The 14,266-nt window shown below is 69.5% G+C and carries 15 protein-coding genes and 3 pseudogenes; 11 read left to right on the forward strand and 7 right to left on the reverse strand.

The window, feature by feature from the left end; translation table 11 throughout:
* Nucleotides 1-9 precede the first annotated feature (9 nt).
* Nucleotides 10-1,161 carry a glutathione-independent formaldehyde dehydrogenase gene (locus ADK36_RS25370; RefSeq protein ID WP_053199290.1) on the reverse strand — a complete coding sequence of 384 codons (1,152 nt, stop codon included), beginning with the start codon at nucleotides 1,159-1,161 and terminating at the stop codon, nucleotides 10-12.
* 282 nt (nucleotides 1,162-1,443) lie between these two features.
* On the opposite strand from ADK36_RS25370, the gene ADK36_RS46610 reads away from it, so the two are divergent.
* Together ADK36_RS46610 and ADK36_RS51540 are read left to right on the forward strand one after the other, a co-directional pair.
* A complete protein-coding gene (locus ADK36_RS46610) occupies nucleotides 1,444-1,848 on the forward strand; it encodes a GMC oxidoreductase (RefSeq protein ID WP_078916118.1) in 405 nt (134 codons plus the stop codon).
* Between the two features lie 129 nt (nucleotides 1,849-1,977).
* Complete coding sequence (locus ADK36_RS51540; protein ID WP_053084652.1) at nucleotides 1,978-2,268, forward strand: helix-turn-helix domain-containing protein; 291 nt, start codon at nucleotides 1,978-1,980, stop codon at nucleotides 2,266-2,268.
* A gap of 77 nt (nucleotides 2,269-2,345) precedes the next feature.
* Here the strand turns inward: ADK36_RS51540 and ADK36_RS25385 are convergent.
* Nucleotides 2,346-2,837: pseudogene (locus ADK36_RS25385) on the reverse strand (helix-turn-helix transcriptional regulator); the annotation flags it as partial.
* Nucleotides 2,838-2,880: 43 nt separating this feature from the next.
* Here ADK36_RS25385 and ADK36_RS25390 point away from each other — a divergent pair.
* The 5 genes and pseudogenes from ADK36_RS25390 (at nucleotide 2,881) to ADK36_RS50410 (ending at nucleotide 5,206) form a co-directional block, all read left to right on the forward strand.
* Nucleotides 2,881-3,642, forward strand: a complete 762-nt coding sequence (locus ADK36_RS25390) for a nuclear transport factor 2 family protein (RefSeq protein WP_053199179.1) — start codon at nucleotides 2,881-2,883, stop codon at nucleotides 3,640-3,642.
* A 17-nt stretch (nucleotides 3,643-3,659) separates the two neighbouring features.
* On the forward strand, nucleotides 3,660-3,890 hold the full coding sequence (locus ADK36_RS51545) for a MoaF-related domain-containing protein (RefSeq protein WP_425315288.1): 231 nt from the start codon (nucleotides 3,660-3,662) through the stop codon (nucleotides 3,888-3,890).
* A gap of 163 nt (nucleotides 3,891-4,053) precedes the next feature.
* Nucleotides 4,054-4,185: pseudogene (locus ADK36_RS51260) on the forward strand (carbonic anhydrase); the annotation flags it as partial.
* A 201-nt stretch (nucleotides 4,186-4,386) separates the two neighbouring features.
* A pseudogene (locus ADK36_RS50405) lies at nucleotides 4,387-4,668 on the forward strand (DJ-1/PfpI family protein); the annotation flags it as partial.
* 91 nt (nucleotides 4,669-4,759) lie between these two features.
* On the forward strand, nucleotides 4,760-5,206 hold the full coding sequence (locus ADK36_RS50410; RefSeq protein ID WP_053084653.1) for a hypothetical protein: 447 nt from the start codon (nucleotides 4,760-4,762) through the stop codon (nucleotides 5,204-5,206).
* Nucleotides 5,207-5,388: 182 nt separating this feature from the next.
* Here the strand turns inward: ADK36_RS50410 and ADK36_RS25405 are convergent, their stop codons facing one another.
* Nucleotides 5,389-6,120: a MerR family transcriptional regulator gene (locus ADK36_RS25405; protein ID WP_053199180.1), complete on the reverse strand. Its 732-nt coding sequence runs from the start codon at nucleotides 6,118-6,120 to the stop codon at nucleotides 5,389-5,391.
* A gap of 54 nt (nucleotides 6,121-6,174) precedes the next feature.
* Between ADK36_RS25405 and ADK36_RS25410 the strand changes: the two genes are divergently transcribed.
* Nucleotides 6,175-6,468: a hypothetical protein gene (locus ADK36_RS25410; RefSeq protein WP_048580384.1), complete on the forward strand. Its 294-nt coding sequence runs from the start codon at nucleotides 6,175-6,177 to the stop codon at nucleotides 6,466-6,468.
* Nucleotides 6,469-6,717: 249 nt separating this feature from the next.
* Here ADK36_RS25410 and ADK36_RS25415 read toward each other — a convergent pair whose 3' ends face one another.
* A complete protein-coding gene (locus ADK36_RS25415) occupies nucleotides 6,718-7,677 on the reverse strand; it encodes an alpha/beta hydrolase (protein ID WP_053199182.1) in 960 nt (319 codons plus the stop codon).
* A 137-nt stretch (nucleotides 7,678-7,814) separates the two neighbouring features.
* Nucleotides 7,815-8,852 carry a carboxylesterase family protein gene (locus ADK36_RS25420; RefSeq protein ID WP_053199184.1) on the reverse strand — a complete coding sequence of 346 codons (1,038 nt, stop codon included), beginning with the start codon at nucleotides 8,850-8,852 and terminating at the stop codon, nucleotides 7,815-7,817.
* 36 nt (nucleotides 8,853-8,888) lie between these two features.
* Here ADK36_RS25420 and ADK36_RS25425 point away from each other — a divergent pair, with 36 nt between their 5' ends.
* Complete coding sequence (locus tag ADK36_RS25425; RefSeq protein ID WP_048580385.1) at nucleotides 8,889-9,857, forward strand: helix-turn-helix transcriptional regulator; 969 nt, start codon at nucleotides 8,889-8,891, stop codon at nucleotides 9,855-9,857.
* A 326-nt stretch (nucleotides 9,858-10,183) separates the two neighbouring features.
* On the opposite strand, the gene ADK36_RS51015 is transcribed toward ADK36_RS25425, so the two are convergent.
* Complete coding sequence (locus tag ADK36_RS51015; protein ID WP_267887420.1) at nucleotides 10,184-10,312, reverse strand: hypothetical protein; 129 nt, start codon at nucleotides 10,310-10,312, stop codon at nucleotides 10,184-10,186.
* A gap of 910 nt (nucleotides 10,313-11,222) precedes the next feature.
* Here ADK36_RS51015 and ADK36_RS25435 point away from each other — a divergent pair.
* Both ADK36_RS25435 and ADK36_RS25440 read left to right on the forward strand, forming a co-directional pair.
* Complete coding sequence (locus ADK36_RS25435) at nucleotides 11,223-12,014, forward strand: IclR family transcriptional regulator (protein ID WP_199830242.1); 792 nt, start codon at nucleotides 11,223-11,225, stop codon at nucleotides 12,012-12,014.
* 23 nt (nucleotides 12,015-12,037) lie between these two features.
* Entirely contained in the window at nucleotides 12,038-12,682 is a 645-nt protein-coding gene (locus ADK36_RS25440; protein WP_159391198.1) for a TetR/AcrR family transcriptional regulator, read from the forward strand.
* Here ADK36_RS25440 and ADK36_RS25445 read toward each other — a convergent pair.
* Complete coding sequence (locus ADK36_RS25445) at nucleotides 12,606-14,120, reverse strand: MFS transporter (RefSeq protein ID WP_053215246.1); 1,515 nt, start codon at nucleotides 14,118-14,120, stop codon at nucleotides 12,606-12,608. The genes ADK36_RS25440 and ADK36_RS25445 overlap by 77 nt on opposite strands.
* Nucleotides 14,121-14,266: the final 146 nt, after the last annotated feature.

Below are 14,266 nucleotides of genomic sequence, written 5' to 3' on the forward strand. Positions count from 1 at the left end.
TTCCCGCTCTTATGCCGCGAGCGCGTGACCGGGATGCAGTACGACCTTGGTGTAGCCCTCGATCCGCTGGTCGAACTTCTCGTACGCGCTCGGCGCCTGGTCCAGCGGCAGTTCGTGGGAGACCACGAAGCTGGGCTTGGCGCGCCCCGCGATGATCAGGTCACGCAGCTGGCGGTTGTACTGCTTGACGTTGCACTGACCAGTGCCCATCCGCTGGCCCTTCTCGAACATCCTGCCGATGGAGACCAACAGCTGACCGTGCTTGGCGTTCTCGTCGGGTCCGCCCGGGTCGGACGGCACGTACAGGCCCGGTACGCCCAGCATGCCCGTCGGCCGCACCGTCTCGACGAGTGTGTTGAGGACGACGGCGGGTTCCTCATGGCTCGCGTCGTGCGCCTGGGCCTGGTAGCCGACGGCGTCGACACCCTTGTCCGTTCCCTCGCCTCCGGTCTGTTCCTTGATCTGCTCGGCCGGGTCGCCCTTGGTGAAGTCGATCGGAATGGCTCCGATCTCCTCGACCTTGGCGAGCCGCTCAGGCACCCGGTCAACGGAGAACACCTTCGACGCTCCGCGCAGCAGCGCGGAATACGCAGCCATCAGCCCGACCGGTCCGGCACCGAAGACGGCCACGCTCTCTCCGGGGATCACCTGGGCGAGCTCGCATCCGTGGTAGCCGGTCGGGAAGATGTCGGCGAGCAGCACGAAATCGGTCTCGAACTCGTTGCCCGACGGCAGCTTCAGACAGTTGAAATCGGCGAAGGGCACCCGCAGGAGCTCTGCCTGCCCGCCCTTGTACGGGCCCATGGCCACGTAGCCATAGGCTCCGCCGGCGAAGCCCGGATTGACCGTCAAGCAGAAGCCGGTCTTCCCGGCGAGGCAGTTCTTGCAGAATCCGCAGGCGACGTTGAACGGCATCACGACGCGGTCACCTTTGGACAGCGAAGTCACACCGGCGCCGGCTTCCTCGACGATGCCCATGTTCTCGTGTCCGAAGACGATGCCCGACTCGGCGGCCGTGCGGCCCTCGTACATGTGCAGGTCCGATCCGCAGATAGCGGTCGATGTGACGCGTACCAGCACGTCGTTCGGATGTTGGATCTGCGGATCGTCGACGTCCCTGACGGTGACGCTGAAGGGCTTCTCATAGACGACGGCTTTCACCTGGATCACCTCCGCGGCGAACGCTGGGTGACGACGACCGCCCTACCGAGGCCCTTGCCGGGAGAACACGCAACTGGACGAAACCCCTCGGTCCGTGTCGTAGCCCCAGGCGCTCTTGCTTCACCACTCGATACTTCCAGGGAACGCCCGTACCGCATGCGCTGCAACCCCCATCGGCAGGAATCCCGGCACAAGCACCGCACTGCACACGGATGATCACTAAGCGAGACGAGGCGGGGCTCGCTCCTGACGAGGGTTCCCGATCCGCGTGACCGCCGCTGAATGCGCTTCCCCGCTCAACGCTGCCCGCAGCGCGCCCTCCTCGCGCTGGCCGCCGGGTCGAGTTTCCACCCTGTCGGCAGCTGTGCCATGGGCATCGGCTCCGACCACGCGGTTGCCCCGGACGTGACCGTGGACGGCATCGAGGGCCTTCGGGCGGTGGACGCGTCCGTCATATCCACAATCGTCTCAGACAACACGAACATCGCAGCGATCATGATCGCGAGAAGAGGGCCGCCCCCATCCGCGGGGGAGACGGGCACAACGAACGCAGAAGCCGGGTCCTCCCCGTGGCGCGGGGCTCATTTCCCGATGCTTCCGACGGGGCTACAGTCCCCCAGCCCCACTCCTTGCCCATTCAGTGCGGCCGGACTTTGCCCCTACAGTCTCACCAGAACTCCTGACTGAGGAAGCTCAGCCGGACCCGACGTTCCGTGTTACTCGTGTTCGTGTCCGCCAAACTCCGTTAGGGCAACGCCAGTTTAGCTCGCCCGCAGTGGGTGAGCCATTGAGCAGAGCAACAACGATCAACTGCCGATGACCTACGTCGCCTCCGGCAATTGGCCGTGTACCCGGCTCGTACAGGACGCTCCCATCAACGCGCACTACGGCCAAGCCTTCGCACGGAACCTGGCAGAGGCAATGGAGGCATCCGAGATCGGCCTCAAAGCCCTGGGGAACAAAGCCGGGGTCTCGCACGCGACCATCAGCCAACTGCTCCGTGGAATGGCCCTGCCCGACCTGGGGACTCTCGCCCGCTTGGAAGTGGTACTGGGCACGGGTCTGTGGCCCGGACCGGCGGCCCGGAGCGATCGGCATCGCGTCTGAACCGTGGTGCGCCTGTGGGCACATGCCCGGTGCCCATCGTCCGCCGAGGGCGGGTGTTACTGCGGGATGGGCGACGCTCATCTCGGCGTGTGCCCGCGGACCGTGCCGCGGAAGGCGATCGGGGTCTGGCCGGTGCGCTGGTGGAAGTACTTGCTGAAGTGGGTGGCGCTGGAGAAGCCGAGGCGGTCGGCAATTCGGGCGGCACTCTGATCGCTGTGGGCCAGGAGACGCTTGGCTTCGAGGACGACCCGGCGGTCGATGAACTCCTTGGCCCCCAGGCCGGCCGAGGCGAGGGTGGCGCGCGAGAGGGTGCGGGGCGAGTAGCCGAGCGCGTCGGCGTAGTCCTCGACCCGGCGGGTGCGGGCGAAGTCCTGTTCCACGGCGTCGCGGAAGCGCAGGTAGGTGGCGTCAGGTTCGGGGGCGGGGCTGCCGATGGGCGCGGTGAGGTGGGCCAGTCGCAGGACGAGTACAGCCAGTAGGTGGCGCAGGGTCGCGGTGTGGATCTCCAGGGGCAGGTGTCCGAGTGCGTGGAACTCGCCGGCGAGATGGTCGACGGCCTGTTGTAGTGCCTGACCACCCCTTCCAAGCCTTCGATTCACACGGAGAACCATCATGAGCAACGCCAAGAACACCGTCCTGACCGCAGCCGGTGAGCTGTTCGGAAAGAAGGACCCGAGCGTGGTGGACCGCTGGGTCGCCGCCGACTACCGCCAGCACAGCGCCCTGGCCGCCGACGGCCCCGAGGCCCTGCGTCAGCTGGTCGCCGGCCTGCCGGACGGATTCCGGTACGAGGGCGCCCGGGTGATCACCGACGGCGACCTGGTCGCCCTGCACGGCACGTACCACGGCTTCGGCCCCGACCCGCTGGTCGCCTTCGACATCTTCCGCGTCGACGCCGACGGCAAGCTCGCCGAGCACTGGGACGCCCTGACCCCGCTGGTCGAGGACACCGTCTCCGGCCGCTCCCAGACCGACGGCCCCACCGAGCCCGCCGACCTGGACCGGACCGAGGCCAACCGCGCCCTGGTGGCGGAGTTCGCCGAGAAGGTCCTCAAGGGCGCCGACTACTCGGTCCTGACCGACTACATCTCGACCGAGACCTACCACCAGTACAACCCGGAGGCGGCCGACGGACTCGACGGCTTCGGCGCCGCCGCCGCGCAGTGGGCCGAACAGGGCAAGAACCTCGTCTACAAGACCGTCCACAAGGTCATCGCCGAGGGCGACTTCGTCCTGCTCCAGTCCGAGGGCGAGTTCGGCGTCCCCGTCGCCTACTACGACCTCTTCCGCGTCCAGGGCGGCAAGATCGTCGAGCACTGGGACGTCGTCGCCCCGATCCCGGCCGAACTGCCCCACGGCAACGGCCTGTTCTGACACGCCCCGGCACCGGCCTGCGCTACGAGACCCTTTCACGGCCCGACCAAGGGCGCGGAGGAGACCGTCGACCTCCACACCGCCGAGGTGGCCCCGGCCTGTTCATGCTCGGCTGGGTCGAAGCCTCCGGCATGACGGTCACCCACCTCATGAACCTCAACACCCGAACCATCCACGCCTTCTGGACCTACGAGACGGACAACGGCCGAGTCGCCGAACTCCACACCGGAACCCTCGAACCCGCCTGAAGGCTGCCCTCACACGCCACCGTGCCCCCACCAGCCCACGAGTGAGGGCACGGCGGCGTGCGCCCACCCGCCGGGAGGACCACCGTGTACGCGACCCCGCTGCCGCTCGCCGCCTACCACGCCGCCATCGCCCTCGACGAGCCCTTCCGGTCCGACGTCGCAGACCTCCGCCGGCCTAAGGTCCGACGCCGACCTCGCCCCACTCGTGAAGAAGGGCGACCTCGCCGTCGTCAGCGCCTACTACTCACTCGACACCGGCCGGGTGGCAGTCCTCACCGGTGCACCTTCTGCCTGACGGAACAGATCTTTCCCGCGTCGACTCGATCGAGACCCCGCCCTCACTGTCAAACCATGCTCGACGGAAGGAGTCCCATGCCCCGCACGAACCGCATGCGAGTACGAGAAGGTCGGATACCGCACCGGTCTCTGGCTGGGTGAACTGACACACTTCTACGACGTCGCAGAACAGGCCGGATTCGCAGTCACCATCGCCGGCATCGAGGGCGGACTCGTGCCACTGGACCCGGAGAGTCTCGCGCACACCGTCCTCGGCGACCTCGGCACCGACAAGCGGTATGCCGACCGCCTGTTCATGGACAAGCTCAAGGAAACCGTGACCGTGTCCCAGGTCGACGTCACCGGCGGTCACGGTGTGATGTTCGACTATCACCAGAGCCAGGCGCTGGAGACGCTCGTCGCACGGTTCTACGAGACCGGCCGGATCGTCTCGGCCGTCTGCCACGGGCCGTGCGGCCTGCTCGACGTCACACTGAGCGACGGCGAGCCCCTGGTGAAGGGCAGAAAGGTCACCGGCTTCTCCTGGCGGGAGGAGGAACTCGCCCAGCGGGCGCACGCCGTCCCCTTCAGCCTTGGAGGACCGGCTCAAGGAACTTGGTGCGTCCTACAGCATCGCGGAGAAGCCCTTCGACATTCACGTCGTGGAAGACGGCCGCCTCACGATCACCGAAGTACGCCGGAGCTCCTCTCAAACTTTCCTCACTGTCAGAGGCACGCTTCGCAACGAAGGATCCGAAACGGCTGTCGTTCCCGCCCAACTGCGCGGAAACGAGCTGGAGATCGTCAGGAACGGCCCATCCCTGGGCGGTGCGACGCTTGTGGACACCGCCGAGCGGAAGGTCTACTACGTCCTCCGCGACACGGACGGCCGGCCCCTCACGACCACAGGATTGTCCTTGCTCAAGGCGGGCGAGACCGTACCCGTGTACATGCAGTTCCCCGCCCCGCCCCAGGGCACGGCTGACGTCGAGTTCCGACTTCCGACGTTCGTTCCTGTCCCTCTACGACTGCCCACGTGAAGACATACGGTGTCCCCAAACGGACCGACGGCGGTCAGCGTATGCATCCAATGATCCACAAGCCCCGGGTAGTGCGCACGCAGAGAGAAGAACATCCGCGCCAGTGCTTGCCTCCGCCCATTGTCGCGATCGGGAGCGAGCTCGGCGACGCGGACGAGTGGACTGGGCGTCCGACCCGCGGGTCATGCGTCCGGGTGTGCGCGGATGAGCGTGTCGAGGCGCCGCCATGCCGGCGACGCGGCGTTGACCGTGCCCTGGATGAGGGCGGGGATGTCGGAGGTTGCATCCAGCTGGGGCGGTTCGTCGGGTCCGTAGCGTTCCTGGGTCGCCTCGGCGATCCGGCGGGCGAGGTCGTCGATGCGGGGGTCGTCGGCGTCGAGGTCGTGCGCGTGGTCGTAGTCGAGGAAGAGCCGCCGTAGCGCCGGGTCGGCCAGGGTGTCGGCCTGGTCGTGAAACAGGGTGATCGCACGGTCCGGGTGGGTGGCGAACACAAGGATCCACAAGTCGCGTTGGAGGTCCACCCAACGAGGGGTGAATCCCCAGCGAGTCAGGTCCTCCAGGTGGGCACCGACCTCGGCGGGCAGCGGCGCCAGCCGCCCGGCGGCGAGCCGGCGCAAGCGCCCCTGCGTTGCCCGCAGGCCACGGATGCGGGCGGTGAGCTCGTCGTCGATCTCGCGCAGCGCCTGCTGGAACTCCTCGTCGGTCGCTGACCTCAGGTCGCGGATACGGGCCAGGGGGACGCCGGCTTCGGCGAGAGTGCGGATCTTGATCAGGGCGATGGCATCGTCGGCGCCGTATCGCCGGTAGCCGGACGCATCGCGGTCGGGCTCGGGGAGCAGCCCTTTGTCGTGGTAGACACGGACGGTCTTGATCGACACTCCGACGTACCTCGCCAGCTGCCCGATGGTGATCACCCGGCCATGGTCCCACTTGCCCCCTCCCCTGGGGCAGGGTTGCAGCATGGCGTCATGGCGAACATGAATGTCGATCGGCAGACCCTGCGCGAGCTGGCAGACGAGGGCAACGAGACCGCTTTGGACCGGCTGGCCGACCTCGCCGACGCAGCCGACGACCTCGGGGAGCTGAGCGAGCTGTTGGACGAGGGGTCCATGCACGCCGGTTTCCTGCTCACGCGACGCGCGGTGGCGACCGGCGACCTGCGCGAGCTGCAACGGATCTCCGACGCCGGGTACGACGAGGCCGGCAACGAGCTGGACCGGTTGTTGGAGGCACCGGTCGACGGACCACGGGACCAAGGGTGAGCGGCCGCCGCGGTGGGGTCCAGATCGCGGCCACGGAGTTCGGCGCACCGCCGGCGTGCTCGGGTCTGAGCGCTCGGCCTGGCCGAACCGGTGCGTGAGCGATAGACGGCAGGGAGGGCCGGCGCCTGCGGTGGACGCTGCGGCCACCTGGTCCCGGTGGTCACCTGGTGCTCAGATGGGATTGGGGTGTTCGAGCATGTAACCGTAGCCGCCGTGCAGTTGGACGCAGCGGTCCACGACCCAGCTGGGCTAACGCACGCGCAGCCCTCGCCGCAGCCCGTCCATCACGTCTGCGAGCATCGTCTCGCTGATGGCCGCGCCCGTGAGCCCCACCGAGCCGTGGAACGTCCCCGGGTAGAGGTGGAACTCGGTGGTGACTCCCGCCTGTACCAGCCGTTGCGCGTAGCTCATCCCTTCGTCCCGCAGCGGGTCGAACTCGCAGACGTAGACGAACGCCGGCGGCAGCCCGTAGAGGTCCCCGGCACGGGCCGCGGCCGCGTACGCGGGAACGTCGGGGCCTCCGCGGCGGCCCTCGCCGCCCAGGTAGTGGCTCCAGCAGATCTCGGCGATGGGGCGGTTCCACACCGGAGTGTCGGTGAAGGCCCGCATCGACGGTGTCTCCAGCCGATCGTCCAGCATCGGAACGCCCAGGTACTGCATGCGGAGCGCCGGACCACCGCGGTCCCGGGCCAGCAGGGCCACGGCCGTGGCGAGTCCGCCGCCCGCGCTGTCGCCGCCGACTGCCAGCCGGGCCGGAGCGATGCCCAGCTCCACCGCGTGCCCGGCCGTCCAGACCAGCGCGGCGTAGGCATCCTCCAGTCCGGCCGGGAAGGGATGCTCGGGCGCGAGCCGGTAGCCCACCGAGACCACGACCGCGCCGACCTGGTCGGCGATGCGCAGCAGGTCGGAGTGGCAGAAGTCCGGACTGCCGAGCACGTATCCGCCGCCGTGCATGTACACCAGGCCGGGCAGGCCGCTGTCCGCCGCCTCGGCGCCGGCCGGGGTGTAGATCCGGACCGGGACCTGCGGTGCGCCCTCAGGCCCCGGGACGAGAGTGTCGCGGACGTCGACCGGCCGGGCCGGCTCGTACACGGGGAGGTTCGCCGTCATCTCCTTCTCGGCCGCGCGGGCGGCGGCGATGTCGGTGAACGGCAGATCGTTGATCATGGGGACAACATGGGCCAGCTCCGGATCGAAGGCGTAGGACATAGTGCTCTGCTCCTCGGAAGCGTCTCGCTCGCGCGATCTTCGGGACGACAGACAGCATTCCGCGCCATACGTGACATGCAGCGTCAGGATTCCCAGGGCATTTTCCGCAAAGCCGGCCGCTTTCGATCACGAGTGCGTCAGGACGACCGGGTGCGCCAGAGCGCGGTGACGTCGTCGGCCGGGGGTTCGGTGATCATGTGGTCGGCGTGGGCCGGGGAGCCGCCGATGGCGCGGGAGTTGGCCGTGGCTTGCGGGTCGTACGGCGGCCAGCCCGGGGAGCCGGTGGCGGCGAAGACGGCCCAGGCGCCGACGAGGGTGTCGCGAGCGGTGCGGTGTTCGGGGGTGTCGGCGCCGACGTCGGAGAGTTTGCCGAAGACGTGGAGCAGGTCGGCGCCGTGGAAGGCGCCCATGGCCGGTCCGCACGGTTCGTCGACGAGGAGGTAGTGGTAGGCGCGGCCTCTCGCCCCTGCCTGGGCCCGGGCCAGACGCGTGGCCGGGATCCGGTAGAGGGCGTCGGTGAGGAAGGCGCCGCGCAGGGCTGACAGGTCGTCGGGGTCGGCGGTGCGGTTCCGGTAGGCGTCGAGGAGCTTGTCCGGGTCTGTGACTCCGGCGCGCCGCATTTCGGTGTACAGGGCGGTTTCGTCCTCGGGGCGGAAGGAGTCGCCGCCGATCATCTGGAAGACGCGGACTTCGTCGCGGGTGGCGCCGACGAGCAGGGGGATGCCGGCGGCGGCGCCGTCGGCGACGGCCTGCTGCGGGGCGACGGGCAGCACGCTGCCGTCGAGTACGGCACCCCAGGACCGGCCGCCGGGCAGGTTGCGCTGTCCGATGTCGCCGGTGACGACGGTGCTCTGCGCGTCCAGGATCCGCCAGCAGGTGACGGTGAGGAGGTCCTCCGGGCCGTCGAGGCCAAGTGCGGTGATCAGGTCCTCGGCCAGGGTGGTGGCGGTGGCCCGGTCGAAGATCCGGGAGGTGCTGCCGCTCTGCAGGATCGCTTTGTGGAAAAGGCCGGTGGCGGCGGGGGCGGCCAGCAGGGCTGCGATGGAGAAGGCGCCGGCGGACTGCCCCGCCAGGGTGATGTTGCCGGGGTCACCGCCGAAGGAGGCGATGTTGTCCCCTACCCAGCGCAGGGCGGCCATCTGGTCCTGGAGGGCGGAAATGAGCATTCCGCCCATACGTGACACCCGGCGTCAGGATTTACGCTCACTCGTGTGAAAGCCGACCGACTGCTGTCCATCCTGCTACTCCTGCAGACCCGCGAGCGGATCTCCCACGTCGAGCTCGCCGAACGCATGGAGGTTTCGGTCCGCACCGTTTACCGGGACGTCGAGGCACTGTCCGCGGCCGGCGTCCCGGTGTGGACGGAGCGCGGGCGCAGTGGCGGTGTGCGGCTGCTGCCCGGCTACCGCACCGACGTCACCGGGCTGACCAACGACGAGGCACGCGCCCTGTTCGTCCTCGCCACCGAGGGCACGCACGACGCGCTGGGCCTCGGCGAGGCGATCCGCTCGGCGCTGCGGAAGGTCATGGCCGCGCTGCCCGCCCCGCACCGCGGCGACGCCGCACGCACCAGCGAGCGCATCCTCGTCGACCCCGTCCGCTGGATGCACGGCACCGAGACGGCCTCCGACGCCCACCTCGCGGAGCTCCAGCACGCCGCCTTCACCGACCGCCGGCTCCAGCTGACCTACCGCAGCGGCGACGCCCGCGAACCGCGCAGCCACACCGTGGACCCGTACGGGCTGGTGAGCAAGGCAGGCATCTGGTACCTGGTCGCCGACCGGGACGGTGAGCCCCGGCTGTTCCGCGCCGACCGCGTCCTTGCCGCCGCGGTCACCGACGAACCCGTCCACCGCCGTCCCGGCCAGAACCTCGCCAGCGTCTGGGCCCTGCTGCGTGAACGCTTCGAGCGCCTGCCGGACGGCATCCGCGTCCGCTGCCGCGTGCGCCGCGAGCAACTGGACGTCTTCCAGCGCCTGTTCACCTCCCAGCTGGTCGCCCCGCCTCGCACCACGGACGGTGGCTGCGTCCGCGCCGAACTCGCCTTCCGCGAACTTCCCGACGTACGCGGTCTACTCTCCCTGGGCGCCGCCGTCGAGGTCCTCGACCCGCCCGAGGCCCGCGCCGAACTCGCCGCGGTGTCCGCCGAACTCGCCGCGCTCTACGATGTGCGGGCCTGACGGCACCGACCGACCCACGCCGATGAACAGATCCGCAGCGAGACCGCCATCGCATTCGTCGGGCTGCGCCGCCTAGGTGTTCGGTCTCGGGAGGTTGTGGACGGGTGAGCCAGGTCTCGGCTGAGGGATCTTGAACAGGGCTCTTGCTGTCGTCGGCGAGCCGTGCGCAGGTACGGAAAGGTTCCGCATCGTTCATCCCGGCCAGTTCTTCCAGAAGGTTCGGGGCCGGCAGTGACGAGGACGACCTTGAGCGGGTTGACCGCCTGAGGGCGGGCCTTGGCTGCCGAGCCCTGGGCGAGTTTGTACATCCGGCCGCGCCGCACCGGTCAATCGCCCGCCTTGATCCGGGCCCGGACCCGCACGATCAGCACCACCCGGGCCGCGTTCTGGGCATCGAGCGGGTCCGACTTGCCGCGCCGGCGGCGCTCGGCCCGGTTCACGTCGAACACGTCCACGCCCCGAGCCAGCAGGCAGCGGAGCAGTGCCGCCCCGAAAGAGCCGGTCTCCTCTCCTCCACCCCGGCCCACCCCAGCAGTTCACGATATCCGGCCGCACCGGCCTGGAACACCTCGATGCCGATCACTACCGCAGGCCAAGCGCGGCCCGTCGCGCTTCGAAGCCGTACCCACAGCGTGCCCGCCAGTGGGGGACACCCACGGTGGACGGCAGTGTGGAAAGGCCCGCGCGCCGATACGGAAACCGGGAATCCACGCAGGTCAGCAATCGTATGGCCGCGCAAGCGCCGTCACTTCCCAAGTTGCTGCGCCCACTCCGTAGCGCACGTTCACGGTGACCACCACCATCGTCGGCGATGCGGTCGTGGCGGGTGACCTGACGAGGGCAGCCATCGCAAAGCATCGAAATCCACGTGTCTTCAGCGCCGCCCATGTGCCTTCTCGGCGTCGCAGGGCCATGCGGTCTCAGATGACGTCGGTCGCGGAACAACTGCGTCTGGCGGCCGCCCGGGTGTGCTGTCCGGCTCTCGGCCCGCACGTCGCTGTACGCGCCGCGCCCGTGCCGGGACGCGCTGTTGTCCGTCCTGCGGTCCGGCGGTGCTTGAACCGACCTGACCGCGCCACCGGTTCGGCGAATCCGGTGCGGATCACCTGGGCGTGGAACGTCTCGGGATGTCTCCTGCGGCAGTCGTGCTGTCGGAACCCGAAAGAGCGGGACACGTTCGTTCGGCGGCCCGGGTGTGGAAGAGCCGGGTGGTGTGGGCGACGGGCCGGGGGCCGGCTCGGGGATACCTGGGCCGGGCTTCGTGAAGGAATGGCCCGTATGACCATTTTGACGACACCGTTGACAGACCCGACATGCGTACGTAGCTTCCCTCACTAGAACGATCCCTCTAGCGGTGGAGGCCACATGCCCGAGACGGCCCCGGTCGCCGTTGCCATCCAGGACGCCCGGCTCGCAGCGACCCCCTCCATCCTGAACAAGGCCTTCGCGGTCCTGAACGCGTTCGACCAGAACAATCGCCGCATGCCCCTGGCCGAGGTCGCCCGGCGCAGCGAGCTGCCGAAGTCGACGGTGCACCGGGTGCTGGGCATGCTGACCCAGCTCGGCGCCGTGGTCCGGGAGGGCGACCGCTACCGCATGGGCCTGTCGATGTTCCAGCTCGGGTCCTGTTCCCCCGAGGTGGCCCTGCGGGACGTCGCTCTGCCACACATGGAGGCCCTGCACCGGGCCACCGGTCAGACGCTCCACCTCGCCGTGCTCCGGGGAGCGGACGTGATCTATCTGGAGAAGCTGCGCAGCCGTTCGGCCCGGCCGTTGCCCACCGTGGTCGGCGGGAGTCTGCCCGCTCATCTCACCGGAGTCGGCAAGGTGCTGCTGGCACACGTCGGCGCGGCGGAACGCGACGCCGTGCTGAGCGGAAGCCTGCGCGGCAGGACCGCTCAGTCCGTGGTCGATCCGGTGGTGCTGCGGCGTGAGCTGCGTCGGATCGAAGGAGAGGGTGTCGCCAGGGACCGGAGCGAGGCCGTCGAAGGGCTCAGCTGTGTCGCGGCACCGCTGCGTCTCGGCGGCCAGGTCGTCGCGGCCCTGTCGGTGGCGTTCCCGGCGGCCTCGGGGAACGGTGATGTGCTGATCAGGCCGCTCCGGGAAACGGCTGCCGCCGCGTCCAGGTCTCTGACACACGCCTCGGGGTCTCTGTGACAGCCCGACCCGCCGTCAGCTCCGTGGCCGCCGGGTTCGAGGACAATACGCGCATGACACAAGAGGCCGGAGCATCGTCCAAGCAGGTGTTCCTCGACGCGGCGGAGGAGTTGCTCGCCCGGCGCGGTTATGCCGCCATGTCGATCTCCGCGGTGTGCAAGGCGGCCGGTCTGCCGGTCGGTTCTCTCTACTGGCACTTCAAGAACAAAGCCGACCTGGCGGTCGGCGTGCTCCGGCACGGGACCGAGCGCTTCTTCGACGCCCTGCCCACCGGGACCGGCCTCGACGGTTCGCCCCTCGAGCGGCTGGAGAGCTACTACATGCGGGCGGCTGAGGTCTTCGAGCGGTTCCCCAGGTACCTTCGGGTGTACCTCCTGCTGCGCCTGCACGAGCACGACGATCTGGACGTGCGCTCGGAGACGCTACACATCCACGAAATCCTCGTGGATCGCATCGCCGGGGTGATCGAACCCGTCGCCCGTGACGCGGGTCTGGCCGACGCCGCGGCGGTCGCACGGGAGCTGGCCGCCATGACGCTCGACATCACCGACGGCGCCACCGTGGCCTACTCGTCGACAGGCCAGGACTACGTCACCAGCCTGCGGCGCGCCCTGAACGCCGTCCTCGCGGTGATCGGCCGACGCGCGAACCCCAGCTTGCCCGCATGACGCCGGCCGTCCGGTCCGCGGCCCGCACGGCATCCCTTCCCGATGTCACCGCTTTCCCGGTGAAGCCGCCGATCACCACCACGGCCGCGGACAGGGCGGCGCCGAGCAGGAACACCTGGACGTACGACGACGACTGCGGGTAACTCCGTCCCTCCGGCGCGGTCAGCAGGGCCGCGACCGCGGCGCTCGCCGCCGCCGAACCGATCCAGCGGCTCAGCGCGTTGATGCCGTTCGCGGCGCCGAAGTCCTCGGCCGGGACGTGACGGGCGAGCAGCACCGGCAGTGCCGAGGCGCCGACACTGACCGCGCCAGCCACGACGGCTCCGAAGACCATCAGCTGCCAGGCGGCGTCGTGCAGCAGGGCCAGGCCCACGTAGCCGGCACACCCGGCACCACCGCCCACGACCACGGCACTGCAGCCCCCGTACCGCTTGACGAGGCGGCTGTCCAGAACGGACCCGCCCATGGCCGCCACCAGACCCGGCACCATGAAGACCAGCGAGGCCGACAGGACGGACGCCCCGAAGCCGTACCCGGCCAGGGACGGGGGTGTCTGCACGAACTGCGACACCGGCAGCCGTCCGACGATGATGAGCGCTCCGCTCAGCAGCGCCAGGCCGTTGATCAACAGCACACTCCTGCCGTGCAACGCCCGCAGGTCCACCAGCGGTTCGGGCGTACGCAGCTCGACCATCACGAAGACCAGGCACAGCACCGCGCCCCCGCCGGTCGCGGCCAGCACGGCGGGCGACGACCAGCCCCACACGCGGCCCTGGGAGAGCACGGTGAGCCACGCGACGAGAAAGCCGGCCAGGAGCGTCGCCCCCCACCAGTCCACCCGTCCACCGCTGCCCGTCCGCACCGCACGCGGCAGCGTTCGCACCGCCGTGGCCAGAAGCGCCGCGGCGAGAACGCAGTGAACGGCGAACACCAGCCGGTAGTCACCGCCCGTGCCGCTCAACAGACCCGCCATGACGACACCGAGACTCGCGCCCAGGCCCAGAGCCCCGGCGATGAGCGACGTGGCGCCGGGCACCCGGTGGGCCGGGAGCTCCTCCCGCACCAGGCTCACCGCCAGGGTGTACAAGGCCCCACTCGCACCTTGCAGCACCCGTCCGAGGATCAACACCGGCAGGGACGCGGAGCCCAGGCACAGCAAGGAACCGACGACGACCGAGGCCAGGCAGAGCAGGATCAGCGACCGTCTGCCCCGCAGATCGGACATCCGTCCCAGCACCGGAGCGAGCACGGCCGACGACAACAGGTTGGCCGTCAGGACCCAGCCGGCCGCGCCCACACCGACTCCCAACTGCCTGCCGATCCCCGGCACCAGGGGCACGACCACGGTCTGCAGGGACGCCGAGAGCGCCGCGGAGCAGGCAAGGGTCAAGGTCATGGCCCGGCGTGCGTCGGGGGAAATGTCGGTGTGAGGCGGCATGGGCCGCAACGTAGGGAAGATCCCGGTGGTCGCGGTTCCCGCGTTCCGGCCACCGGGACGACAACTGCCCGCGTTCCGGCGGCCGGAACGTCCGCGTGCCGAGACCGCCGAGGGCTTCCTAGCTTTCTGCCGTCCGGCACGGAGCG

It is taken from the genome of Streptomyces viridochromogenes, assembly GCF_001270495.1.
GTDB lineage: Bacteria > Actinomycetota > Actinomycetes > Streptomycetales > Streptomycetaceae > Streptomyces > Streptomyces viridochromogenes_A.

Excerpts from the sequence above, each read along its gene's own strand:
- ADK36_RS46610 (WP_078916118.1), top strand. The coding sequence starts at position 1,444 with ATGCGCTTCCCCGCTCAACGCTGCCCGCAGCGCGCCCTCCTCGCGCTG.
- ADK36_RS51540 (WP_053084652.1), top strand. The coding sequence starts at position 1,978 with ATGACCTACGTCGCCTCCGGCAATTGGCCGTGTACCCGGCTCGTACAG.
- ADK36_RS25390 (WP_053199179.1), top strand. The coding sequence starts at position 2,881 with ATGAGCAACGCCAAGAACACCGTCCTGACCGCAGCCGGTGAGCTGTTC.
- ADK36_RS25410 (WP_048580384.1), top strand. The coding sequence starts at position 6,175 with ATGGCGAACATGAATGTCGATCGGCAGACCCTGCGCGAGCTGGCAGAC.
- ADK36_RS25415 (WP_053199182.1), bottom strand. The coding sequence starts at position 7,677 with ATGTCCTACGCCTTCGATCCGGAGCTGGCCCATGTTGTCCCCATGATC.
- ADK36_RS25420 (WP_053199184.1), bottom strand. The coding sequence starts at position 8,852 with ATGGGCGGAATGCTCATTTCCGCCCTCCAGGACCAGATGGCCGCCCTG.
- ADK36_RS25435 (WP_199830242.1), top strand. The coding sequence starts at position 11,223 with ATGCCCGAGACGGCCCCGGTCGCCGTTGCCATCCAGGACGCCCGGCTC.
- ADK36_RS25445 (WP_053215246.1), bottom strand. The coding sequence starts at position 14,120 with ATGCCGCCTCACACCGACATTTCCCCCGACGCACGCCGGGCCATGACC.